Below are 22,767 nucleotides of genomic sequence, written 5' to 3'. Positions count from 1 at the left end.
GAACACGACCGTTAAGCCCTCCAGCGCCGATGGTACTTGGACCGAAGGGTCCTGGGAGAGTAGGACGCCGCCAAGCAGACAAAACCACTGTTGAGCAATTGACAGTGGCTTTTTTGCGTTGTGCACGGTTGTGGAAAAGCTGTGGATAATTTTCTGTAAGTTCAGAAAAATTGCACACATGTGGATACAAGTACAAGGCGCATTACATCCATCCTTTGTGTTGCGGAATACATAATTATATAGATGAGTCAAGAGAAAACCGATTAATCCACGGTTTTTGTGGATAAAAAGTGGATTATGTGGACAAGTATATGAAAATAGTGGATAACTATTTTTTGTAACAATTAATTCAAACAAAATGATTTGTTTCAGTATTTTTCTGTGGATAACTTTTAGCGGAGGTATTTTTTGAGAGTGGGTTAGCACCAGAGTCTTTTGCTTGTTATACTCATATAAAGCGTATTATTAACAATGGTGAGGTGAGCGGAAATGGAAATCAGGCAATTGAAACCCGAGGAATTTGAAGCAAGTCTAAGCTTGTCCGAATATGCTTTTAAATATAAGGTTACGGGTGAAGACCGGGCTGATGCGAAGCTGCAATTCAAGCCGGAAAGAGTATGGGGTGTCTTCGAAGATGAAGTGCTTGGAGCACAGCTGACATTACTTCCGCTTCAGGTCTATATACAAGGCAGAGCTGTTCCCATGGGTGGAATCGCCGGAGTTTCTACATGGCCGGAGAACCGCAGACAGGGACTTGTAGCTAAGCTTCTATCTCATACTCTGCAAACGATGAACGAAGCGGGTCAGACATTATCCTTTTTGCATCCGTTTTTAATTCCTTTTTACCGTAAGTTTGGCTGGGAGGTCTATTGCGAATATAAAAAATATTCCATACCTGTGAACAAATTTCCAAAGAAAACTGAAATTCAGGGGACTGTAAAGCGTGACTCAGCGGGGCTTGAAACATTGGAGAGACTGTATAGCAGCTTTGCCGCTGAGTATAATGGAACTCTGCAGCGTGATGCGGACTGGTGGAAGCGGAGTGTATTGGATGACCAGACACATCACTGTGTTTTTTACTCCAAGCTTGGTGATCCGGAAGGATATGCACTGTACAAAGTAACAAATAATGAGCTGGTCATTGATGAATTTATATTCTTGAACGAAGCAGCGCGTCAGGGCTTGTGGACATTTTTTGCCAACCATGATTCGATGATAACGGGAGCTTCGCTCAAGCTGGTGCCTGCCGACGATATTCTTCCGTATTTACTTCCGGATCCGCGCATTCCACAGGAGAATTATCCATATTTCATGGCACGGATTGTGAACGCACAGGCGTTTGTAGAGAACTTCACCTTTCAGGCCTTAAACCGCCTTGAGAGTAGAACCCTCTATATTGATGATGAACATGCTCCGTGGAATGATGGATTGTGGTTATGGAGTGTAACTGAGGAGGGAACAGCAACACTAAACCGTCTTGAAGGGGAAAAAGCCTCGGCCGATATGAGTTGTACTATTGGCACGCTGACTGTACTGCTTCTAGGGTACAAGCGGCCGGGAGAACTGGCCAGATATGGGCAATTAACAGCTGACTCAGCGGAATTGGCCTGGCTGGAAAGGATTATCCCGGAGGGGAAAACAGCATTATTTGATTTTTTCTAATCCTGTAATTAGAGCTCTCCTTGCTTCCTAACGAAGCTTGGAGGGCCTTTTTTAATAAAAAGGTTCAATGGTAACCTCTAGCAAAACGCTGGATTTATTCACAAAGGTCAGAATACAATCACCCTAAATCGTAAAAAATATAAGCAACCACTTGGAATTCAGTGAGAATGTGTTATAATATGAAAAAAGTCAAAGAAAGTCAAAGTCAACGAAGCTCGATTTCAATGTATTGAAGGAAGTGGAGACACTGGTGGCCGGCTCTTCATTAATGGCTTTTTTGGTGTATCTCCGGGATGTGGTTTCGATTCGGGCCTCTGCCCGTGGGTTAAGTTCTTTAGAGATCATTGCCGGACGGAATGCGCACTCAGTTGCACTATAAGCTTTGAATACTGGAGGATGGATGATGCGTAATATCTCTGATATTATCGAACAATATCTGAAGAATATTTTGCATGAAAGTCCCGAAGGTACGGTGGAAATTCAGCGCAATGACCTGGCGGACCAGTTCTCGTGTGTGCCGTCTCAGATCAATTATGTCATTAGTACACGCTTTACTTTGGAAAAGGGCTATGTAGTTGAGAGCAAACGTGGCGGTGGGGGGTACATCCGGATTCAGCGTTTTGAGTTGCCCCAGAATGTCGCACTTTACGCCCATCTCAATTCTACAATAGGAAAAGATATCGATCAAAATTCCGCCGAAGGGCTGATTTATCAGCTGGAGGAGGCCCGGTTTCTAACCAAGCGTGAAGCGTGCCTATTGCGCGCTGCTGTTTCCCGGGAATGCCTGACGGTTAATCTGCCGTACCGGGATGAGATTCGTGCCAAGCTAATGAAGGCTATGCTAATCTCTTTATTGGGCAAATAATGGTCAATCTTAAGGAGGGACACCGCTTATGCTTTGCCAGGAATGCGGGGTCAAACCGGCGACACTTCATTTCACAAAGATTGTGAATGGAGAGAAGACGGAGTTTCATATTTGTGAAAGCTGTGCACGTGAGAAGGGTGAGCTGATTCCTGGAACTTCGGGAGGATTCTCCATTCATAGTCTGCTCTCAGGTCTACTGGATCTGGAAGGAGCCGGCAAAGAGAAAAATGCAGCCGCTCAGACCGCACAAAGCCTGCAATGTGAGAATTGCGGAATGACATACTCCCAGTTCAGCAAGCTTGGACGTTTTGGCTGCAGCTCCTGCTATAAATATTTTGACAGTACGCTGGATCCGCTCTTCAGACGGGTTCATGGCAGCACCGCCCATGTGGGTAAGTTGCCCAAACGTGCCGGAGCAAAGATCATGTGCAAACGCCAGATTGACGAGCTGAAGCAGGAATTGCAGCAAAGTATTGCGCAGGAAGAGTTTGAAAATGCAGCTGAGCTGAGGGATCAGATCCGTAGGCTTGAAAAAGAAATGCCACAAGAGTAAAGTCTTTGATATATAGGGGGGATAAGCCATGTCAAGTCTCCGGTTTACCGAACAAGCCCTTAGTGACTGGATGCGTTGCGGTGGCAGCCATTCCGAGATTGTCATTAGCAGCCGGATGCGGATTGCCCGTAATCTGGAGCATTTACCCTTCCCTTTGCTGGCTTCGGCGGAGCAGTCGGAAGAGGTGCTGGAACAGCTCGCTCCTGTTTTTCAGGGAGAAGCAACTGCCGATTTCGGTAACTTTCAACTCCTGAAGCTGGATGAGCTTGATGAACTGGACAAAAAGGTGCTCGTGGAAAAGCATCTCATCAGCCCTAACCTCGCCAATGAGGCACGGGGTGGTGCAGTCATCCTGAATGAAGATGAATCGGTTAGCATTATGATCAATGAAGAGGACCATTTGCGCATTCAGTGCCTGTTCCCCGGTCTGCAGGTCAGAGAAGCTTGGCTAAGGGCGACAGCTATTGATGATATTTTTGAAAGCTCGGTCAATTATGCCTTTGATGATCGAAGAGGATATTTGACCAGTTGTCCTACGAATGTGGGTACAGGGCTTCGCGCATCGGTTATGGTCCACTTGCCTGCACTTGTTATGACCCATCAGATCAACCGGATTTTATCCGCTGTGAATCAGGTAGGGCTTACGGTAAGAGGGATTTATGGAGAAGGCAGCGAGGCAGTAGGAAATATCTTTCAGATCTCCAACCAGATCACGCTAGGCCAGACTGAAAGTGAAATTATCGAGAACCTTCACAGCGTAGTTACACAGATTATTGAGCATGAACGTAACGCGCGGGAACGTCTGCTGGTGGATTCCGCCTTGAGGATTACAGACAGAATCAAACGTTCTTACGGGATTTTGTCGTATGCAGCGGTGATGGAACTCAAAGAGTCTGCCCAACGGCTATCCGATCTGAGGCTCGGAGTAGATCTAGGGATACTGGAAGGACCATCGATTTCAGTCCTCAATGAGCTTAATGTGAAGACACAGCCGGGTTTTCTGCAAAAAATGTTCGGCGACGAGCTTTCGGCCACCGAACGCGATATGTACCGGGCGAAGCTGCTCCGGGAGACACTGGGATCACAACATTAATTATAGATATTTATTATCCGTGGAGGTGCAGGGGATATGATGTTTGGAAGATTTACGGAACGCGCACAAAAGGTGCTGGCGCTGGCGCAGGAAGAAGCCGTTCGTTTGGGACATAACAACATTGGGACAGAACATATTTTGCTCGGTCTGATTCGTGAGGGTGACGGCATTGCCGCTAAGGCTTTAATCGGATTGGGTCTGGGTCTTGAGAAAATTCAGGACGAAGTGGAAACACTGATCGGCCGGGGACAAGAACAGCCTACAAACATTGCTTATACTCCTCGTGCCAAAAAGGTTATCGAGCTGTCGATGGATGAAGCTCGTAAGCTGGGCCACACTTATGTAGGAACAGAGCATATTCTGCTTGGACTGATTCGTGAAGGCGAGGGTGTTGCTGCCCGTGTACTGAATAACCTTGGAATCAGCCTGAATAAGGCCCGTCAGCAGGTCCTGCAGCTTCTGGGCAGCAGTGAAGCTACTTCGAGTCACAGCGGTGCTCCAGCCAATGTCAGCACGCCTACGCTGGATGGTCTGGCCCGCGACCTGACTGCTTATGCCAAAGACGGCAATCTGGATCCGGTCATTGGCCGCAGTAAAGAAATAGAGCGCGTAATACAAGTGCTTAGCCGCCGCACCAAGAATAATCCGGTCCTGATCGGTGAACCAGGGGTAGGTAAAACAGCGATTGCTGAAGGCTTGGCACAAAAGATCATCAATAATGAAATTCCAGAAACGTTGCGCGACAAGCGCGTAATGACTTTGGACATGGGTTCAGTGGTTGCCGGTACGAAATACCGCGGTGAGTTCGAGGACCGCCTCAAAAAGATTATGGATGAGATTCGTCAAGCAGGTAACATCGTGCTCTTTATCGATGAGTTGCATACCCTGATCGGAGCTGGCGGTGCAGAAGGTGCGATAGATGCTTCCAACATCCTGAAGCCTGCTCTTGCCCGTGGGGAACTGCAATGCATTGGTGCAACTACCCTGGACGAATACCGCAAATATATTGAGAAGGACGCGGCTCTTGAGCGCCGGTTCCAGCCTATAACAGTGGATCAGCCGTCTCCGGAAGAAGCTGTCCAGATTCTATACGGTCTCCGTGACCGCTACGAGGCCCATCACCGGGTGAAGATCACAGATGAAGCAATCGTGGAAGCTGTGAAGCTGTCCGATCGTTATATTCCGGACCGTTTCCTGCCGGATAAGGCAATCGACCTTATTGATGAAGCAGGCTCCAAGGTACGACTTAACTCGTACACGATCCCGCCAAATTTGAAAGAGCTCGAAATGCGTCTGGATGATATCCGCAAGGAGAAGGATTCCGCAGTACAAAGCCAAGAGTTTGAAAAGGCGGCTGCACTGCGTGATACCGAACAAAAAATTCGCGAAGAACTGGATACCACCAAGAACCAGTGGAAAGAAAAACAGGGCCGTACTGATTCTCAGGTTACACCAGAGGATATCGCTCAGGTGGTAGCCAGCTGGACAGGAATCCCTGTAAGCAAGCTGAAGGAAGAGGAAACAGACCGTCTGCTTAACATGGAAGCTCTGCTCCATGAACGGGTCATTGGTCAGGATGAAGCCGTGAAGGCAGTAAGCCGGGCACTCCGCCGGGCACGTGCAGGCCTCAAGGACCCTAAACGTCCAATGGGCTCGTTCATCTTCCTCGGACCAACTGGTGTTGGTAAAACGGAGCTGGCTCGTGCACTTGCTGAAGCTATGTTCGGTGATGAGAATGCGGTCATCCGTATCGATATGTCAGAGTACATGGAGAAACATTCCACTTCCCGTTTGGTCGGAGCTCCTCCAGGGTACGTGGGCTATGAAGAAGGCGGGCAATTAACCGAAAAGGTTCGCCGCAAGCCATATTCTGTTGTACTCCTGGACGAAATTGAGAAGGCTCATCCGGAAGTATTCAACATTCTGCTGCAGGTGCTGGAAGATGGTCGTCTGACCGATTCCAAAGGCCGTGTGGTTGATTTCCGTAATACCCTGATCATTCTGACTTCTAACGTAGGGGCACAGGCGATCAAGAAGAATTCGACGCTTGGCTTCACCGCGGTACAAGATGCCGGGGCGGATTACAGCAACATGAAGGGTAAAGTCATGGAGGAGCTGAAGAAGAGCTTCCGCCCAGAGTTCCTGAACCGTATTGACGAAATTATCGTCTTCCACTCCCTGGACGAAAAGCATATTGCCGAAATTGTTACACTTATGTCCGAAGAATTACGCAAACGGCTGCGTGAGTATGATGTGGACTTTGTGCTCACAGATGGGGCTAAAGCCTTTTTGGCCAAAGAGGGATATGATCCAGCCTTTGGTGCGCGTCCGCTGCGCCGGGCGATCCAGAAGCACATCGAAGATCGTCTCTCCGAGGAGCTGCTGAAAGGCAACATTCAAAAAGGAGATTCCCTTAACATTGATGAAGTTAATGGTGAACTTGTAGTAACCAAAGTGGAAGCTCCGATTGCTGTTACACAAGAAGATGAGGTTGGAAAAGAATAACCTTAAGTATTGAAACAAAGCTTCCGATTCTCCGTATGGAGAAGTGGGGGCTTTGTTTTTGTGTAAAGCGGATCCAAAAGTAGATCTTAAGTGACCTTCCGTTCACTGTGCAGAAATGGTAAACTTTGAGTAAGCGAAAATTACCCGCAATTTTAGCAAGTTCGGATGAATAGGAGCGCACATGGCTAAACCAAAAACTAAATTTTTCTGCACCGAATGCGGCTACGAATCACCAAAGTGGTTCGGTAAATGTCCCGGCTGCCAGGCTTGGAACTCTATGGTGGAAGAGACGGAAACCGTAGTCAAAACACAAGGCATGAATGCACCGATTTTTCAGAGTAAAGAAAAGGCGCAATCGATCATAAATATAGAAAGTGACAAAGAGCCTCGTATCCTGACAGGCATAGGAGAACTTAACCGAGTGCTGGGTGGAGGAATTGTTCCCGGTTCGCTGGTACTGGTAGGTGGAGACCCGGGGATTGGTAAATCGACGCTCCTGCTGCAGACCTCACATGCGTTGACAACGCAGGGATTGCGGGTGCTTTATATTTCGGGAGAAGAATCTGTACGTCAGACGAAGCTTCGTGCGGATCGCCTCGGGGCGCTGTCAGCAGAGCTTTATGTGCTGTGTGAGACAAATATGGAGAGCATTGAAGAAGCTATTGAGCAGATTCAGCCCCAATTCCTTGTAATTGACTCCATTCAGACCGTATTTATGCCAGAGGTGACAAGTGCACCCGGCAGTGTGACCCAGGTACGGGAATGTACGACAAGATTCATGCGGATCGCCAAAATTCGCGGAATTGCCACGGTCCTTGTAGGACATGTAACGAAAGAAGGAGCAATCGCAGGTCCCCGCATGCTGGAGCATATGGTTGACTGCGTTCTCTATTTTGAAGGGGAGCGGCATCATACGTACCGTTTGTTGCGTGCAGTCAAGAACCGCTTTGGATCCACAAATGAGATCGGGATTTTTGAGATGGGGGAAATCGGGCTTACTGAAGTGGAGAATCCTTCTGAGCTTTTCTTGTCGGAGCGCCCGCTTGGAGTAGCTGGCTCAACAGTTGTAGCCAGTATGGAAGGAACCCGGCCTGTGCTTGTGGAGCTTCAGGCGCTTGTGGCGGCTACCCATTTCCCTTCACCACGGCGGATGTGCACAGGCATGGACCATCAACGGATGGCTCTGATCATTGCAGTGCTGGAGAAGCGGATGGGGATGTTTCTCCAGAACCAGGATGCTTACTTGAATGTGGCTGGCGGGGTAAAATTGGATGAGCCGGCTATTGATTTGGCAGTTGCCATTAGTATTGCCTCCAGCTTCCGTGATATTTCAACAAAGCCTTATGATGTATTTTTTGGTGAAGTTGGACTTACGGGAGAAGTGAGAGGGGTCTCACGTGCAGAAACACGTGTGAAGGAGGCAGCCAAGCTTGGGTTCCGGAGAGTCATTATGCCCGAGAAAAGCATGAAAGGCTGGAAGCATCCGCAAGATATCCAGATTATTGGCGTCAGCACCGTTGCAGATGCACTAGCGGTCGCGTTAGATTAGGGGGCACAGAATGACAAAGGAAATAGAGAATATGAATGATCTGCTCAGAATGGCTGCGCCTGGGACACCTTTCCGGGAAGGTCTGGAGAATGTGCTGCGGGCAAAGACAGGAGCGCTCATTGTTGTTGGATATAGCCCAGAAGTGATGGAAGTTGTCGATGGCGGCTTTTCCATCAATTGTGATTTTTCACCCAATTACTTGTATGAGCTGGCCAAAATGGACGGTGCGATTATTTTGAGCGAGGATTTGAAACGGATTCTGTATGCCAATACGCAGTTGATTCCAGACTCCTCCATCTCCTCTATCGAGACAGGTATCCGGCACCGCACAGCGGAACGTGTGGCCAAGCAAACCGGTAAGCTGGTGGTTTCCATTTCTCAGCGCCGCAATATTATCACGCTGTATCAAGGCTCTATCCGTTATGCCCTCAAAGAAATCGGGTCCATCCTGGCCAAGGCCAATCAGGCGATCCAAACCCTGGAGAAGTACAGAGCAGTGCTTACACAGAGTTTGACAAATCTGTCTGCTTCCGAGTATGAAGGGATCGTCACCATTGCAGAGGTGGTTGGAGTTATCCAGCGCGTGGAAATGGTGCTTCGGATCAAGATGGAAATCAAACGCTATATCAACGAGCTCGGCAATGAAGGACGCCTGATCAGCATGCAAATGGAAGAACTGGTTGGAAATACAGAGGAAGAAGCATGGCTTCTGTACAGAGACTATGCAAGGGAGGAACAGGAGGACAAAATCCGCGAAATTATTGCCGGACTCAAACGCACCAGCGACGATGATCTGATGGACGACAATCACATTGCCCGCCTGCTGGGGTATTCGTCTACGGCGATTGCTTCGGAGGAAGTAGTAACGCCGCGCGGCTACCGCTTGCTGAATAAAATTCCAAGACTGCCTAATGTGATCATACACAATTTGGTGGAAAGATTTGAAATGCTGCCTAACCTGATGACGGCAAGTATTGCAGAACTGGATGAAGTGGATGGTATCGGAGAAGTGCGTGCCCGCAATATTCAGGACGGACTCAAGCGGCTACAGAAGCAAGTTCTTATTGACAGGCAAATGTAAATAACATACAATCACGTAATATTGGAGACGTTGTTTGCTCAATAGTAAGATAATAGAGGTGAAGAAATGATACAAAAATCAATTCCAAGTTTGTTTACCATTGGTAACTTAATGCTTGGAATGTTTGGTATCATGATGGCGTTTGACGGTAAACTGAGCATGGCCGCTATCATGGTGATTATCGCTATGCTGTTAGACGGGCTGGATGGGCGTGTTGCACGGGCGCTGAAATGTGAGAGTGAATTCGGCAAGGAGCTGGACTCCTTATCCGATGTTGTTTCCTTTGGAGTGGCACCAGCGCTGATCATGTACATTACTAGCCTTCAGGATCTGAATTCTGCATTAGGCTGGACCGTAACGGCGATTTTCCCGGTATTCGGTGCGCTTCGTTTGGCCCGTTTTAATGTCCGCCCGGGTATCCCCGGATATTTTGTAGGATTGCCGATTCCGGCTGCGGGCGGGGTGCTGGCTACACTGGCGCTTTTTCATAAAGATGTATCGGCTCCATTTATGATTGTGGCTACACTGCTGTTGTCCTACCTCATGGTCAGTACGGTTAAATATCCGAATTTTAAAAAAGTGGGCCTGCCCAAAAAAGCAGTTGTAGGTGCCCCTGTTGTGATTGTTATAGCTGTTGCAGTTGCCGTTATTTTTCCTGAGCAAATTGCCAAGCTGATCTTTGTACTTCTTGCATCATATGCGTTGTATGGGTTTAAGCAAAATATCGACCGGTTGACGGCTCGTCGCCGCCACCGCCGCAGACGACGCACAGAAGACAAAATATATCACTCCAAAAATGGATGATTCGCTGCTGCATGTCTGATGCTCAAAATAAAAGAGGCTTTGCCATTCCCTGTGAACAGTGGATGGCGAAGCCTTTTTTTGCCGAACTGGCGAAGGGAACGAGCGCAACAAGCTATTCAGGAAAAGTTAAACAAACCAAGCGTAGCACATTTCTGTGACTCTTTTTCTACAACCTCGTCCATATTAATGTTAAGCAAATTGCAGAGTGCAGACATATAGAACAGCTCACGGCCCAGCTCGGAGGCAACCACCTCACGGCAGTTCTCGCACAGCTCGCCTTCAAGATGAGTTCCTGCGAGTTCTTTGGCTTGTTCAAGCCCTAAGCCAGGTTCGAATATCTGTTTCTTGGCGTGCAGCTGAATACAGCCGCATTCCGTAATGGCTTTGACGACGGCACGATTGACGGAAGCGCTGCTCTGCCCATTCTTGGACATTACATCCAGAAGACTACGGTGACGGAGCAGCAGTTCGGAGACTTGATCCTGGAAGGCCTGTAAACTTGGTGCGCTCATTTTCCATTCACCCCTGGGTTCGTAATTGAGTTCATTATATGTCAGTCCTTCCCCCGTTTTCAACCAGTAATAGAAGTTTCCGTTTGTCTTTACAGCAACGAATATATTCAGTGTCAGAAAAAATAAAGCTCCCCCGGATTACCGTCCTGAAAATTGGAACATACTGGAGAGGTATAGATCATTTTAGGATGAATAAAAGGAGGTGCCTGAGGTAATGTGGAAAAAAATGATTTTGATGCTTGCCGCCCTATGCGGAGCTTGGTCAGGTTATACGCTATACCATGCGGCAGAAAGAGGATTCCCGGAGGGAATGGGAAAACTGGGTGATAGCTTGCCTGTGCAAGGAAGCCTTTTGTTTGCGGTGCTGGGAGCCATTATTTTTTTGTTTGCGGGGACTTTGTGCGCGGAATGGGGAGGTTCAAAACTGCGGGAGGCGGTACTGTATTGTTCGCGCATCCCTATGAACGAATTGGCTTCAGGCGCTGCTGGGCTTACGGGAGGCCTTCTCTTGTCCCTGTTGCTATATCCAACCATGGATTGGCTTGGAAAGGCAGGAGAGCTGCTGCAGGTCGCTGCAACGCTTACGTTTGGATACCTGGGTCTACGGATTGGATTGGAAAAGAAAGAAGAGTTGGCTTCTCTATGGACAACCGGACGCTGGGGGCAGGCTCCGGAGCCGGAAGGACGCGGTTTGGAAGAGCATAAGATTCTGGATACAAGTGTCATTATTGACGGACGGATCGCAGATATCTGCAAAACGGGGTTCATTGAGGGTACCATTGTAATTCCAGAATTCGTTCTGGAGGAGCTGCAGCATATCGCCGATTCATCAGATCTGCTGAAACGCAACCGCGGCCGGCGCGGACTCGATATCCTCAACAAAATCCAAAAAGAGCTGGATGTAAAAGTGCTGATCTACGAAGGTGATTTCGAAGAAATCTCTGAAGTGGACAGCAAGCTGGTTAAACTGGCTAAGGTGCTGCGGGGTAAGGTGGTAACCAATGACTTTAATCTTAATAAGGTGTGTGAACTGCAGGGAGTGTCAGTTCTCAACATTAACGATTTGGCCAATGCGGTAAAGCCGGTGGTGCTGCCTGGTGAAGAAATCATTGTCCAGGTTATTAAAGATGGCAAAGAGCATGGACAAGGCGTTGCCTATCTCGATGACGGAACGATGATTGTGGTCGAGGGCGGACGTGAATACATCGGTACAACCATGGAAGTTCTGGTAACCAGCGTGCTGCAGACTTCGGCGGGACGCATGATCTTTGCCAAGCCGAAACTGATGGAGAAAGCGCAATAAACGGTTTTGGAACGCTGAAAGCTTGGCTAATGGGTTGGAAATGCCCGCTAAACACGTTATGATGGGAGTATACGTGAAAGACAGGAGTAGGGCAGAATGTCAAACAGTGTAGGTGTCGTGATCGTAGCAGCGGGCAAAGGAACAAGAATGGGGACTGCGGAGAGCAAGCAATATTTGCTGCTGCAGGGGAAACCGATTATCGTTCATACCCTGGAGATATTTCAGCAGCATCCGCTTATCTCTGAGATTGTACTGGTTACGGGCCAAGAGGATGTGGAACGCTGCCTGGAGTGGATAAAGGACTACAAGCTCGACAAAGTGTCATCTGTAGTAACCGGAGGATCCGAACGCCAGCATTCTGTTCACCTGGGACTGAGAAAACTGGGGACCACTTGGGTAATGGTTCATGATGGTGTCCGACCCTTTGTGCAGGAGCAAGAAATTACTGCCTGTTATGAGCATGCCAAGGAGAATGGTGCCTCAGTGCTTGCTGTACCGGTAAAAGATACGATCAAGCAGGTGGACAAGGATGGCAAAGTGTTGTCCACACCGGATCGGCGAAGTCTGTGGGCGATTCAGACCCCGCAGACTTTTCGTCTGTCCGAGCTGATTATGGCGTATGAGTCGGCAGAGCGTGATGGGTTTCTTGGCACCGATGACTCGAGTCTCGCGGAGCGCAGCGGTATTCCGGTTGCTGTCGTGGAGGGAAGCTACGCAAACATTAAGATCACCACACCGGAGGATCTGGATTTCGCTGAATTTACACAAAGAAACAGGGGAGAGGTACAAATATGATTGCTGTAGGACAAGGTTTTGACGTACACCAGCTGGTGGAAGGCAGGCCGTGCATTATTGGCGGGGTCACGATTCCTTATGAAAAGGGACTGCTTGGGCATTCCGACGCGGATGTATTGCTGCATGCAGTGAGCGACGCTATTCTGGGCGCCCTGGGACTTGGCGATATCGGCAGACATTTTCCCGATACGGACCCGGCCTTTAAGGATGCGGATAGTCTGAAGCTGTTGGAGCATGTATGGGCTCTCGCCCGTGAACGCGGCTATAAACTTGGTAACATTGATTCTACTATTATTGCCCAAAAGCCTAAGATGGCCCCTTATATCCCGCAAATGACCGAGGTAATCGCTAAGGCACTGGGAGCGGAGACATCGAAGGTGAATGTAAAAGCAACCACTACTGAACAGCTGGGCTTTACCGGACGCGGAGAAGGTATTGCGGCACAATCTATTGTCTGTCTGTTGCAAGATGTGATATCATCTTGAGATGGCTGTTAACAGCCTAATTTTAACCATTATGAAGCGGAGGGAATGACATGGCTAATCAAGTCCGGGTGCGTTACGCACCAAGCCCTACGGGACATTTACATATCGGAAATGCCAGAACGGCGTTATTCAATTATTTATTTGCCCGTAATCTGGGAGGCAAATTTATTATCCGTATCGAAGATACGGACGTAAAACGTAATATTGCTGAAGGGGAAGAAAGCCAGCTCAAATATTTGAAATGGCTGGGAATGGATTGGGATGAGAGTGTCGATGTCGGCGGTGAATACGGACCTTACCGCCAGACGGAACGTCTGGATCTTTACCGCATATACTGGCAGGACCTGCTTGACCGGGGACTAGCGTACCAATGCTACTGCACAGAAGAAGAGCTTGAAGCTGAACGTGAAGAGCAGACCGCTAGAGGCGAGACTCCGCGTTATTCCGGCAAACACCGGAACCTGACTGAAGATCAGCGCCAGGCTTATGAAGCAGAAGGACGTATAGCAAGTATCCGCTTCCGTGTGCCAGAGGATCGCACTTATACCTTTGATGATATCGTTAAGGGCAGTATTTCTTTTAATTCCAAGGAGATGGGCGACTTTGTCATTGTGAAGAAGGATGGAATACCAACCTATAACTTCGCTGTTGCAGTGGATGATCATCTGATGGAGATTACCCATGTGTTGCGCGGGGAAGACCATATCTCGAATACACCTCGCCAATTGATGATTTATGAAGCACTGGGCTGGGAAGCGCCGCTATTTGGACACATGACCCTGATTGTTGGGGATGACCACAAGAAGCTGAGCAAACGTAATGAATCCATTATTCAGTTCATTGAGCAGTACGATCAGCTGGGCTATCTGCCAGAGGCATTGTTCAACTTTATTGCATTGCTGGGCTGGTCGCCGGAGGGAGAAGAGGAGATTTTCAGCAAAGAAGAGCTGATCTCTATCTTCAATGCAAACCGGCTATCCAAGAGTCCTGCCGTATTCGATACCAACAAGCTGTCGCATTTGAATAACCACTATATCAAGCATGCAGATCCTAAGCGGATCGCGGCGTTAGCTATTCCCCATCTGCAAAAAGCAGGAAGATTGCCGGAAGCACTGAATGAAGAGCAGCAGGCATGGGCGGAAAGTCTGGTTGCTCTATACCAGGAGCAGATGACTTCTGCATCGAACATCGTAGAGCTGTCCGAGCTGTTTTTCCGCAGTCATGTAGAGCTCGAGACAGAAGCTGCCCAGATTCTGGCCGAAGACCAGGTGCCTGAAGTCTTGTCCGCTTTCCTGAGCAAGGTAGAAGCCACAGATGAATTTACCGCCAGCAACATGGCCGTCCTGATTAAAGAAGTCCAGAAAGAAACCGGACATAAGGGTAAGGCGCTGTTTATGCCAATCCGTGTTGCTTTAACCGGACAGACACATGGCCGTGATCTGAATGCGACAATAGTTCTTTTGGGCCGTAACCGGGTCATCGATCGTCTGAAGTCGCAGATCAAAGGGGCCTAAGAAGAAGTAACAGGAGGGGCATCCCCTTGTCAGTCTGTTGTCTTTTAGCTAAGATAGAAGCATACAATAATAGCTGGGATCAGGAAAAGTAAGCGCACAAAGACAATTGCCAGAGAGAATAACCGCCAAGGGACTGTTCCTTTGCAGGCTGGGAGTTATTCATTTGTCTGCCGCTGAACATGCGCCTGTGAGCTGCACGGTTGAGTGTTCCTTCATGGGACATTAGACAGTGCCGGGGACGTTGCCGTTACAGACGCCAAGAGGGACAGAAGCACTTACTGGCTGAGAATGGTGAATCCGGTGAATCATGCAACGTCCAAGCAGAGTGGGACCGCGGTTAAACGTCTCTGCAGCATTATGCTGCAGGGGCGTTTTTTGTTGAAATGCATGTATATAAAGAGAACGTGGGCTGTAGATAATACCTTCCTTATGCGTACCTGTTAACAGGAGGCGAGGAAGTCAAAGAAGAGGGGAACCGTGATGTTTAAGCATGTCAAGTCGGACATACGGGCAGTATTCGACAACGATCCCGCAGCCCGCAGCTGGTTTGAGGTTGTCTTCACCTACGCCGGGCTTCACGCTATTTGGGCACACCGGATAGCTCATTCTTTTTATAAACGGCGCTGGTTTACGCTTGCACGTATCGTTTCCCAAGTTAGCAGATTTATGACCGGTGTTGAAATTCATCCAGGGGCAACGATTGGCAACCGCTTATTCATTGACCATGGAATGGGCATTGTGATTGGAGAAACCTGCGAAATCGGGGATGATGTGATTATTTATCAAGGAGTCACACTCGGGGGAACGGGTAAAGAAAAAGGGAAACGTCATCCGACCGTAGGCAATAATGTTGTGATCGGCTCCGGTGCAAAAGTATTGGGATCGTTCCGGATCGGCGATAATTGCAATATCGGTTCCAATTCGGTTGTTCTCCGTGAAGTGCCAAGCAACAGTACAGTGGTGGGCAACCCTGGAAGGGTGGTCAAACGGAATGGTGAACGGGTATCTGACAGGCTTGACCACACCAAAATGCCGGATCCCCTGGTCGATTCCCTGCGTTTTTTACAGAAAGAGATCGAAGAAATCAGAGAAAAGCTGGGTACAGAGGACCATCAGAAGCAGGAGCAGAGACGCCTGGAGAGCCAGCAGTATATCGGTGATTACGAAATCTGAGCATACCGGTATTCAACAGAATCCGCGGTCAAATAGAAAGGATTGGGAGCAAACATGGCATTGCAAATCTATAACACAATGACGCGCAGTAAGGAACAATTTGTCCCACAGGAATCAGGCAAGGTTAAAATGTACGTGTGCGGTCCAACCGTCTACGGCTACATGCATATAGGCAATGCCAGACCGGTGATTGTTTTTGACATCGTCCGGAACTATCTGGAACAGATAGGGTATGAAGTCAATTATGTTACCAACTTTACGGATGTAGACGACAAACTGATCCGCAAGGCAGAAGAGATGAATACTACTGTAGCAGAGGTTGCGGAAACGTTTATCAAAGCCTACTGGGAGGATCTTGCAGGACTTAGTGTAAAACCAGCGACGATGAACCCCCGGGTTACGCAGAGCATGGAGCTGATTATCGAGTTCATTAAGGAGCTTGAAGAAAAAGGCTACGCCTACGAAAATGGAGGTGACGTCTATTACCGTACAGCCAAATTTACTGATTACGGCAAGCTTTCCCGCCAGAATCTGGAGGAGCTGCATTTCGGCATCCGGGTGGAAGTTGATTCACGTAAAGAAAAGCCCGAGGATTTTGTCCTCTGGAAAGCAGCGAAGCCTGGAGAAATTCATTGGCACAGTCCATGGGGAGACGGACGTCCTGGTTGGCATATCGAGTGTTCGGCCATGGCCCGTGAGTTTCTTGGCGATACTATTGATATTCATGGCGGTGGACAGGATCTCCAGTTTCCGCACCATGAGTGCGAATGTGCTCAGACGGAAGCTTTAAGCGGTAAGCCGCTTTCTAACTACTGGATGCACAACGGGTTTATTAATATCGGTGATGAAAAAATGTCGAAATCGCTCGGCAACGGTCTGCTGGTAAAGGATATCCGCCAGCGCTTCAAACCGGCAACGATCCGTTATTTCATGCTCTCGACCCATTACCGCAATCCGCTGAATTTCACTGAAGAATCCATGCTGTCCGCTGAAAAAAGCGCTGAACGTATTGCACTTGCGGAGAGCAACGTGAAGCACCGCCTTGAGCTTGATCCGGAAGGTGCCAAAGGTCAGGCAAGCGAACAGATCACAGAACGTTTGGCTGCGATTACAGGCAATTTCCATGCCAAGATGCAGGATGACTTTAACACTCCAGATGCCATTACAGCAATTTTTGACTGGGTAAGCCTTGCGAATAATACACTTGCGAACTCAGAAGTGCCGTCTGCGGACTTCGCGGCGTTACTGCAAGCTTTTGCCGAAATGAACACTGTGCTGCGACTGACCCCGGAGATTAAGGAGGAGGTTGCTGGAGAAGAAGTGGAGAGACTGATTGCTGAACGTGCCGAAGCACGCAAGAACAAGAATTGGGGACGTTCCGATGAGATCCGCGATGAGCTAAGTGCAATGGGCATACTGCTTGAGGATACTCCGCAAGGAATGCGGTGGCGGCGTAAATGAGCGGGCCATTTAATCCGGAGAGTGCCTGGTTCCCCTACGAGCCCTCCAAACCGGCACGTCTCCTTTCTCCATTGGTACTGGCGTATGCCGGAGATGCTATTTATGAAGTGGCAGTTCGCCAATATTTGATCTCGCTGCCGAATTTGCGTCCGAATCATTTACACCGTACAGCGACCGGACTGGTCTCAGCCAAAGCACAGAGCACAATCCTTGGCTTTCTGGAGCCGATGCTTACGGATGAAGAGAAGGATGTCGCCCGGCAGGGGCGGAATGCCAAATCCGGGACCATTCCCAAGAATGCGGATGTGCTGGAATATAGGCATGCTACAGCCTTTGAGTGCCTAATTGGTCATTTGTATTACACAGGCCAGCAAGCCCGCATCCAAGAACTCGTTGACAGCAGCATCCAATATATGATGAACCGGCCTAAGTAAGGCCGTAAGGTAGAGATATTTAGAATAGGAGGCATGAACATGGAAGAATTGAGGACAGAAGAAGAAGTATTGGCGGGCAAGCATTCAGTGCTTGAGGCGCTTCGTGCCGGCCGTACACTTAATAAGATATGGATCGCTGAAACGGCGCAAAAACACTTAACAGCACCCATTATTGCCGAAGCGCGTAAAGCGGGAATTGTGATTCAGCATGTGGATAAAAGAAAGCTGGACCAGCTTGCGCCTGGCGTACAGCACCAAGGAGTAGTAGCACAAGCTGCGCCTTTTGCCTATGCAGAGGTTGCAGACATTCTGGCTGCCGCAGAAGCCAAAGGAGAACCGCCGTTTCTGATTCTGCTTGATGAAATCGAAGATCCGCACAATCTGGGATCTATTCTTCGAACAGCCGACTGTACGGGTGTGCACGGAGTTATTGTTCCGAAACGTCGGTCTGCGCAAATCACGGCAACTGTATCCAAAACCTCTGCAGGAGCAGTAGAATATGTTCCAGTCGCACGCGTAACCAACCTAGGACAGACGATTGACCGCCTCAAAGAGCTTGGGGTATGGGTAGTCGGAACCGATGTGGATACAGATCAGAATCTCTATGCTTCTGATATATTTACAGGTCCGGTAGCAGTGGTGATAGGGAATGAGAATAAAGGAATGGGCCGCCTGATCCGGGAGAAATGTGACGTGCTGCTGAAACTTCCGATGGCCGGGAAAATTAACTCGCTAAACGCTTCAGTTGCCGCAGGCGTTATTATGTATGAGGTGCTGCGCCGCCGGCAACAGCAGGGATAGTTATGGCCGACTGGCGCGATATTCTGCTTGTGGATGGCTACAATATGATTGGCGGCTGGCCTGATCTTGCCGAATTATCACTTACAGGAATGCAGGAAGCGCGCGACCGGCTGCTGGATATGCTTGCTGATTATCAGGCATTCTCGGGACTGCGTGTCATTGCCGTATTCGATGCCTACCGTGTGCCGGGATTGGGCAGATCTTTTGTGCAGGGGAAAGTACAGGTGTTCTTCACCAAGGAAAAAGAAACAGCAGATGAATGCATAGAGCGGTTGGTCGGGGAGTTTAATCACCGCAGACGGCAGATTTACGTGGCGACCAGCGACTTTGTGGAGCAGCACGTTATCTTTGCACAAGGAGCACTGCGGATATCAGCCCGTGAGCTGCGTCTGGAGATTGAAGAAAACCAGAAACAGGTTAAGAAGGCAATCGAGCCGGGGAGCATCAGTTCCACTAGGCACTCACTGGAAGATAAGCTTCCGCCTGAAGTCCGCAAACGGCTGGAGGACTGGCGCCGTCAGTAATATAACTGGAATTAAAGCGTTTTCGTGAAAAATACCATAAAATGTTATTGAAGATTGATTTTGGACAATCTGCGGTTGACGGTGTAAGGTAACATAATATATACTGATCCTATATTTGCGAAGTAACGATGTGTCTTGCGTTGCAGCCGGGGGGATTCTTGGTGAGTGTCGACCTCAAGGAAATAATGCTGTCCGAGTATGATTTCATAAGCGATGAAGAAATTGTCGAGATCTTCCGTGGTGGCGACAGTGGCGCATTGGAACATTTAATCAATAAGTACCGTAATTTTGTCCGTGCCAAAGCCCGTTCGTATTTTCTGATTGGGGCAGACCGTGAAGATATTGTGCAGGAAGGTATGATAGGCCTGTACAAGGCGATTCGTGACTTCAAAGGTGACAAACTTTCTTCATTCAAGGCATTTGCCGAGCTCTGCATTACCCGTCAGATTATTACCGCTATTAAGACGGCTACCCGCCAGAAGCATATACCGCTCAATTCCTATGTCTCATTGGACAAGCCAATTTACGATGAGGATTCCGATCGGACGCTTATGGATGTCATTTGCGGAACACAGGTGCTTGATCCGGAAGAATTGATTATTAACCAGGAAGAGTTCATTGGTCTGGAAGATAAGATGGCCGAGATTCTGAGTGATCTGGAACGTAAGGTTCTAATGCTCTATCTGGACGGACGTTCTTATCAGGAGATTGCAGAGGATCTGAAGCGCCATGTGAAGTCAATAGACAACGCCTTGCAGAGAGTGAAGCGGAAATTGGAAAGATATCTGGAAGTGCGTGACAATTAATGATATACTGTACAGGAAAGGCTCGGACATCGAGTCTTTTTTTAGTGTTTTGAGAGTGTTCTAATGAATGGACAGACAGATTGTAGCCCTTTGCCGTTGACAGTAGGTTTATACGCAATGCAAATGCCCCATAATGATAAGTAGAAATGAATAAGTTATTCCCCCAAAAAAAGGAATGCTTTCGTTTTAGCGATGGTTTACCGGCAGATTCTCCTGGAGGATCTGAAGAGGGTTCATGCAATTATGGAATCTGATCTTACAGGATGGACAGCGATTGGCGCGAAAAGTTAAGGACAGAGACTACGTGCGTTATCAGGCTTCAGCACCCGAAATTACCCAATGCGATGGGGGAAATCTTTCGTTGACACAGTGGTTGACATTATGCTAAAGTGTTTTAGGTAGGCCTAAATTCGCGGCTTTTTTTTAGGATCAATATTTGCGTCTTCTAATTTCATGATTAGAAGGACGTCTTCGGGAGGTGCACATCATGCGGGTAATTATCACTTTGGCTTGTACAAGTTGCAAACAAAGAAACTATGCGACAACCAAAAACAAGCGAAATCACCCCGACCGCTTGGAGATGAAGAAATTTTGCAAGTTCTGTAACGAGCAAACTCCTCATCGCGAAACCAGATAGTCTTTGGAGGTGTAGTCGGCGTGAAACGTAGTTTCAAGTCTTTGTTTTCCTTTTTCACTGAGAGCTGGAGTGAACTCAAAAAAGTTCGCTGGCCTAGCCGTAAAGAATTGAAAAACTATACATTGATCGTTCTCGGTACAATTGTAGTGATCGCTCTTTACTTCTGGGTTCTGGACATCGGTATTTCCGCTGTGATCGAAAGGATTATTTAGAGAGGTCCCAGGTGGCTTGGTATGGAAAAAAGATGGTATGTTGTTCATACCTATTCCGGGTATGAGAATAAGGTCAAGGCCAATTTGGAAAAACGCGTTGAGTCCATGGGCATGGAAGACAAAATATTCCGTGTTCTTGTTCCTATGGAAGAAGAACTGGTAAACAAGGACGGCAAGAAAAAAACCGTCATGCGTAAAGTTTACCCTGGTTATGTTTTGGTCGAAATGGTTCAAACTGATGATTCATGGTATGTAGTCCGCAATACGCCGGGCGTTACCGGATTTGTTGGTTCGACAGGTTCCGGGTCCAAACCTACCGCTCTGCTTCCTGAAGAAGTTGAACAGATTCTGAAGCATATGGGCATGGTTGAACCTAAAGCGAAGATTGATTTCGAAATTAAGGAATCCGTACGTATTATGGTTGGTCCCTTTGCGAATTTTGTGGGCTCTGTGGAAGAAATATTGGCTGATAAGAGCAAGATCAAAGTGCATGTCAACATGTTTGGACGGGAAACCCCGCTGGAGTTGGATTTCACTCAAGTGGAGAAAATATAACAGCCGCAAGGGTTTCTTGTGGGAGAACACTCTATAGTGTTCGAATACCACTATTTTTGCAAGGAGGTGTCACTCATGGCTAAAAAAGTAATTAAAATGGTGAAACTGCAGATTCCTGCAGGGAAAGCGAATCCAGCGCCTCCAGTAGGTCCAGCGTTAGGTCAAGCAGGTGTCAACATCATGGCATTCTGTAAGGAATTCAACGCTCGTACTGCTGACCAGGCTGGTCTGATCATCCCGGTTGAAATCACAGTGTTTGAAGACCGTTCCTTTACCTTCATCACCAAAACTCCTCCGGCTGCTGTTCTGCTTCGCATCGCTGCGAAAGTAGAAAAAGGATCCGGTGAACCAAACAAGAAAAAAGTAGCGAAACTGGGCCGCGCAGCGGTTCGTGAAATCGCCGAAACAAAAATGCCTGACCTTAACGCTGCATCTATCGAAGCTGCAATGCGTATGGTTGAAGGTACTGCCCGCAGTATGGGAATCACAATCGAAGACTAATATGTTTTCGATGAACCGGTCTTACATGACCGCAATATGTGGGAGGAATTTCCGCTAACACCACAAAGGAGGAACATTTTCATGGCTAAACATGGTAAGAAATACCAAGAATCTGCTAAGCTTATTAATAGCGAAGCGACTTACGAGCCTTCAGAAGCTGTAGAGCTTGTGAAAAAGGCGGCAACTGCCAAATTCGACGAAACCGTTGAAGCAGCAGTTCGTCTGGGTGTAGACCCGCGTAAACAAGACCAAGCAGTTCGTGGTGTTGTTGTCCTGCCACACGGCACAGGTAAAACACAACGCGTGCTTGTATTTGCAAAAGGTGAAAAGGCGAAAGAAGCGGAAGCTGCTGGCGCGGATTTTGTAGGCGATCAGGATATGATCAACAAGATCCAACAGGGCTGGTTTGAATTCGACGTCTGCGTAGCTACACCTGATATGATGAGTGAAGTCGGTAAACTTGGTCGTCTTCTTGGTGGTAAAGGTCTTATGCCTAACCCTAAAGCCGGCACAGTTACTTTCGATGTTACTAAAGCTGTTCAAGAAATTAAAGCTGGTAAAATCGAATACCGTCTCGATAAAGCAGGCCAAATTCACGCGCCTATCGGCAAAGTGTCTTTTAATGCTGAGCAATTGAACGAAAACCTTAAATCCCTGATCGACGCCCTGAACCGTGCGAAACCAGCTGCTGCCAAAGGTGTATACCTTAAAGGCATCGCAATTTCGTCTACTATGGGACCAAGCGCTCGTGTGAATGCAGCTGCATTCAGATAAATAAAGGTTGACTCTCTGAGTCATCTTTGATAATCTGTAACAGTTGTGAACTTTAAGGTGATCATTCTTCAACTTGAATATGCTTACCGTAGACAGTAGGTGCCGAGAGGCTTAATTCCCTACCGAGGTGTTGTGATAGAAACAAGAAGTGTAAGGCGCGTGCCTGAC

Annotated in this window: 24 protein-coding genes, 1 rRNA gene and 1 other annotated feature (1 of these 26 running past the window's edge); of the genes, 24 read left to right on the top strand and 1 reads right to left on the bottom strand. The window is 48.1% G+C overall.

Annotated features, from left to right (window positions below):
* From rrf to pssA, 9 genes are all read left to right on the top strand, one after another.
* A 5S ribosomal RNA gene (gene rrf / locus AC0MA3_RS24520) occupies positions 1 to 76 on the top strand; the annotation flags it as partial.
* Positions 77 to 489: 413 nt separating this feature from the next.
* On the top strand, positions 490 to 1,662 hold the full coding sequence (locus tag AC0MA3_RS24515; RefSeq protein WP_474658130.1) for a GNAT family N-acetyltransferase: 1,173 nt from the start codon (positions 490 to 492) through the stop codon (positions 1,660 to 1,662).
* 403 nt (positions 1,663 to 2,065) lie between these two features.
* Positions 2,066 to 2,527, top strand: coding sequence for a CtsR family transcriptional regulator (locus AC0MA3_RS24510; protein WP_025707278.1), 462 nt, complete (start codon positions 2,066 to 2,068; stop codon positions 2,525 to 2,527).
* A gap of 28 nt (positions 2,528 to 2,555) precedes the next feature.
* Complete coding sequence (locus tag AC0MA3_RS24505; protein WP_379163916.1) at positions 2,556 to 3,080, top strand: UvrB/UvrC motif-containing protein; 525 nt, start codon at positions 2,556 to 2,558, stop codon at positions 3,078 to 3,080.
* Between the two features lie 28 nt (positions 3,081 to 3,108).
* Positions 3,109 to 4,173 carry a protein arginine kinase gene (locus AC0MA3_RS24500; RefSeq protein ID WP_379163913.1) on the top strand — a complete coding sequence of 355 codons (1,065 nt, stop codon included), beginning with the start codon at positions 3,109 to 3,111 and terminating at the stop codon, positions 4,171 to 4,173.
* Between the two features lie 36 nt (positions 4,174 to 4,209).
* On the top strand, positions 4,210 to 6,678 hold the full coding sequence (clpC, locus tag AC0MA3_RS24495; protein WP_474658129.1) for an ATP-dependent protease ATP-binding subunit ClpC: 2,469 nt from the start codon (positions 4,210 to 4,212) through the stop codon (positions 6,676 to 6,678).
* A gap of 181 nt (positions 6,679 to 6,859) precedes the next feature.
* A complete protein-coding gene (gene radA / locus AC0MA3_RS24490) occupies positions 6,860 to 8,227 on the top strand; it encodes a DNA repair protein RadA (RefSeq protein WP_474658128.1) in 1,368 nt (455 codons plus the stop codon).
* A gap of 10 nt (positions 8,228 to 8,237) precedes the next feature.
* Entirely contained in the window at positions 8,238 to 9,308 is a 1,071-nt protein-coding gene (gene disA / locus AC0MA3_RS24485; protein WP_379163906.1) for a DNA integrity scanning diadenylate cyclase DisA, read from the top strand.
* A gap of 66 nt (positions 9,309 to 9,374) precedes the next feature.
* The gene (gene pssA / locus AC0MA3_RS24480) at positions 9,375 to 10,112 is read left to right on the top strand and encodes a CDP-diacylglycerol--serine O-phosphatidyltransferase (RefSeq protein ID WP_379163902.1); all 738 of its coding nucleotides are present in this window, start codon (positions 9,375 to 9,377) and stop codon (positions 10,110 to 10,112) included.
* Positions 10,113 to 10,228: 116 nt separating this feature from the next.
* Here the strand turns inward: pssA and AC0MA3_RS24475 are convergent, their stop codons facing one another.
* The gene (locus AC0MA3_RS24475) at positions 10,229 to 10,624 is read right to left on the bottom strand and encodes a nucleoside triphosphate pyrophosphohydrolase family protein (protein ID WP_074086506.1); all 396 of its coding nucleotides are present in this window, start codon (positions 10,622 to 10,624) and stop codon (positions 10,229 to 10,231) included.
* A 214-nt stretch (positions 10,625 to 10,838) separates the two neighbouring features.
* Between AC0MA3_RS24475 and AC0MA3_RS24470 the strand changes: the two genes are divergently transcribed.
* The 15 genes from AC0MA3_RS24470 to rplA all read left to right on the top strand — a co-directional run bounded on the left by AC0MA3_RS24470 (position 10,839) and on the right by rplA (position 22,599).
* The gene (locus AC0MA3_RS24470; RefSeq protein WP_379163898.1) at positions 10,839 to 11,927 is read left to right on the top strand and encodes a PIN/TRAM domain-containing protein; all 1,089 of its coding nucleotides are present in this window, start codon (positions 10,839 to 10,841) and stop codon (positions 11,925 to 11,927) included.
* A gap of 96 nt (positions 11,928 to 12,023) precedes the next feature.
* Entirely contained in the window at positions 12,024 to 12,722 is a 699-nt protein-coding gene (gene ispD, locus AC0MA3_RS24465) for a 2-C-methyl-D-erythritol 4-phosphate cytidylyltransferase (RefSeq protein ID WP_474658127.1), read from the top strand.
* Entirely contained in the window at positions 12,719 to 13,207 is a 489-nt protein-coding gene (gene ispF / locus AC0MA3_RS24460) for a 2-C-methyl-D-erythritol 2,4-cyclodiphosphate synthase (RefSeq protein WP_379163892.1), read from the top strand. The genes ispD and ispF overlap by 4 nt, the downstream gene beginning before the upstream one ends.
* 50 nt (positions 13,208 to 13,257) lie before the next feature.
* Positions 13,258 to 14,721 (top strand): glutamate--tRNA ligase, encoded by a 1,464-nt coding sequence (gene gltX / locus AC0MA3_RS24455; protein ID WP_474658126.1) that lies wholly within the window; start codon positions 13,258 to 13,260, stop codon positions 14,719 to 14,721.
* Between the two features lie 480 nt (positions 14,722 to 15,201).
* Entirely contained in the window at positions 15,202 to 15,894 is a 693-nt protein-coding gene (gene cysE / locus AC0MA3_RS24450; protein ID WP_379163886.1) for a serine O-acetyltransferase, read from the top strand.
* 54 nt (positions 15,895 to 15,948) lie between these two features.
* The gene (gene cysS, locus AC0MA3_RS24445; RefSeq protein WP_379163883.1) at positions 15,949 to 17,355 is read left to right on the top strand and encodes a cysteine--tRNA ligase; all 1,407 of its coding nucleotides are present in this window, start codon (positions 15,949 to 15,951) and stop codon (positions 17,353 to 17,355) included.
* Entirely contained in the window at positions 17,352 to 17,789 is a 438-nt protein-coding gene (locus AC0MA3_RS24440) for a Mini-ribonuclease 3 (protein WP_474658125.1), read from the top strand. Before cysS ends, AC0MA3_RS24440 begins: the two co-directional genes overlap by 4 nt.
* 39 nt (positions 17,790 to 17,828) lie before the next feature.
* A complete protein-coding gene (gene rlmB / locus AC0MA3_RS24435) occupies positions 17,829 to 18,590 on the top strand; it encodes a 23S rRNA (guanosine(2251)-2'-O)-methyltransferase RlmB (protein WP_379163877.1) in 762 nt (253 codons plus the stop codon).
* Positions 18,591 to 18,592: 2 nt separating this feature from the next.
* Entirely contained in the window at positions 18,593 to 19,114 is a 522-nt protein-coding gene (locus AC0MA3_RS24430) for an NYN domain-containing protein (protein ID WP_379163874.1), read from the top strand.
* Positions 19,115 to 19,275: 161 nt separating this feature from the next.
* Positions 19,276 to 19,920 carry an RNA polymerase sporulation sigma factor SigH gene (gene sigH, locus AC0MA3_RS24425; protein ID WP_019908203.1) on the top strand — a complete coding sequence of 215 codons (645 nt, stop codon included), beginning with the start codon at positions 19,276 to 19,278 and terminating at the stop codon, positions 19,918 to 19,920.
* 487 nt (positions 19,921 to 20,407) lie between these two features.
* The gene (gene rpmG, locus AC0MA3_RS24420) at positions 20,408 to 20,557 is read left to right on the top strand and encodes a 50S ribosomal protein L33 (RefSeq protein WP_074086515.1); all 150 of its coding nucleotides are present in this window, start codon (positions 20,408 to 20,410) and stop codon (positions 20,555 to 20,557) included.
* 20 nt (positions 20,558 to 20,577) lie between these two features.
* Positions 20,578 to 20,769, top strand: a complete 192-nt coding sequence (gene secE / locus AC0MA3_RS24415) for a preprotein translocase subunit SecE (protein WP_019908206.1) — start codon at positions 20,578 to 20,580, stop codon at positions 20,767 to 20,769.
* Positions 20,770 to 20,790: 21 nt separating this feature from the next.
* Positions 20,791 to 21,324 (top strand): transcription termination/antitermination protein NusG, encoded by a 534-nt coding sequence (gene nusG, locus AC0MA3_RS24410; protein WP_020427084.1) that lies wholly within the window; start codon positions 20,791 to 20,793, stop codon positions 21,322 to 21,324.
* 75 nt (positions 21,325 to 21,399) lie between these two features.
* On the top strand, positions 21,400 to 21,825 hold the full coding sequence (gene rplK, locus AC0MA3_RS24405) for a 50S ribosomal protein L11 (RefSeq protein WP_020427083.1): 426 nt from the start codon (positions 21,400 to 21,402) through the stop codon (positions 21,823 to 21,825).
* Between the two features lie 81 nt (positions 21,826 to 21,906).
* Positions 21,907 to 22,599 (top strand): 50S ribosomal protein L1, encoded by a 693-nt coding sequence (gene rplA, locus AC0MA3_RS24400; protein WP_074086516.1) that lies wholly within the window; start codon positions 21,907 to 21,909, stop codon positions 22,597 to 22,599.
* Positions 22,600 to 22,667: 68 nt separating this feature from the next.
* Positions 22,668 to 22,767, top strand: a sequence feature (ribosomal protein L10 leader region) (it continues 54 nt past the right edge of the window).

Source organism: Paenibacillus sp. LS-5, assembly GCF_056121505.1.
Note: the sequence above shows the minus strand (reverse complement) of the source record. Positions and strands in the feature narration are given on the sequence as shown.

Excerpts from the sequence above, each read along its gene's own strand:
- cysE (WP_379163886.1), top strand. The coding sequence starts at position 15,202 with ATGTTTAAGCATGTCAAGTCGGACATACGGGCAGTATTCGACAACGAT.
- disA (WP_379163906.1), top strand. The coding sequence starts at position 8,238 with ATGACAAAGGAAATAGAGAATATGAATGATCTGCTCAGAATGGCTGCG.
- rplK (WP_020427083.1), top strand. The coding sequence starts at position 21,400 with ATGGCTAAAAAAGTAATTAAAATGGTGAAACTGCAGATTCCTGCAGGG.
- nusG (WP_020427084.1), top strand. The coding sequence starts at position 20,791 with ATGGAAAAAAGATGGTATGTTGTTCATACCTATTCCGGGTATGAGAAT.
- AC0MA3_RS24515 (WP_474658130.1), top strand. The coding sequence starts at position 490 with ATGGAAATCAGGCAATTGAAACCCGAGGAATTTGAAGCAAGTCTAAGC.
- AC0MA3_RS24430 (WP_379163874.1), top strand. The coding sequence starts at position 18,593 with ATGGCCGACTGGCGCGATATTCTGCTTGTGGATGGCTACAATATGATT.
- radA (WP_474658128.1), top strand. The coding sequence starts at position 6,860 with ATGGCTAAACCAAAAACTAAATTTTTCTGCACCGAATGCGGCTACGAA.
- AC0MA3_RS24440 (WP_474658125.1), top strand. The coding sequence starts at position 17,352 with ATGAGCGGGCCATTTAATCCGGAGAGTGCCTGGTTCCCCTACGAGCCC.
- cysS (WP_379163883.1), top strand. The coding sequence starts at position 15,949 with ATGGCATTGCAAATCTATAACACAATGACGCGCAGTAAGGAACAATTT.
- ispD (WP_474658127.1), top strand. The coding sequence starts at position 12,024 with ATGTCAAACAGTGTAGGTGTCGTGATCGTAGCAGCGGGCAAAGGAACA.
- AC0MA3_RS24470 (WP_379163898.1), top strand. The coding sequence starts at position 10,839 with ATGTGGAAAAAAATGATTTTGATGCTTGCCGCCCTATGCGGAGCTTGG.
- gltX (WP_474658126.1), top strand. The coding sequence starts at position 13,258 with ATGGCTAATCAAGTCCGGGTGCGTTACGCACCAAGCCCTACGGGACAT.
- ispF (WP_379163892.1), top strand. The coding sequence starts at position 12,719 with ATGATTGCTGTAGGACAAGGTTTTGACGTACACCAGCTGGTGGAAGGC.
- clpC (WP_474658129.1), top strand. The coding sequence starts at position 4,210 with ATGATGTTTGGAAGATTTACGGAACGCGCACAAAAGGTGCTGGCGCTG.
- pssA (WP_379163902.1), top strand. The coding sequence starts at position 9,375 with ATGATACAAAAATCAATTCCAAGTTTGTTTACCATTGGTAACTTAATG.
- AC0MA3_RS24500 (WP_379163913.1), top strand. The coding sequence starts at position 3,109 with ATGTCAAGTCTCCGGTTTACCGAACAAGCCCTTAGTGACTGGATGCGT.
- rplA (WP_074086516.1), top strand. The coding sequence starts at position 21,907 with ATGGCTAAACATGGTAAGAAATACCAAGAATCTGCTAAGCTTATTAAT.
- AC0MA3_RS24510 (WP_025707278.1), top strand. The coding sequence starts at position 2,066 with ATGCGTAATATCTCTGATATTATCGAACAATATCTGAAGAATATTTTG.
- rpmG (WP_074086515.1), top strand. The coding sequence starts at position 20,408 with ATGCGGGTAATTATCACTTTGGCTTGTACAAGTTGCAAACAAAGAAAC.
- AC0MA3_RS24505 (WP_379163916.1), top strand. The coding sequence starts at position 2,556 with ATGCTTTGCCAGGAATGCGGGGTCAAACCGGCGACACTTCATTTCACA.
- AC0MA3_RS24475 (WP_074086506.1), bottom strand. The coding sequence starts at position 10,624 with ATGAGCGCACCAAGTTTACAGGCCTTCCAGGATCAAGTCTCCGAACTG.
- rlmB (WP_379163877.1), top strand. The coding sequence starts at position 17,829 with ATGGAAGAATTGAGGACAGAAGAAGAAGTATTGGCGGGCAAGCATTCA.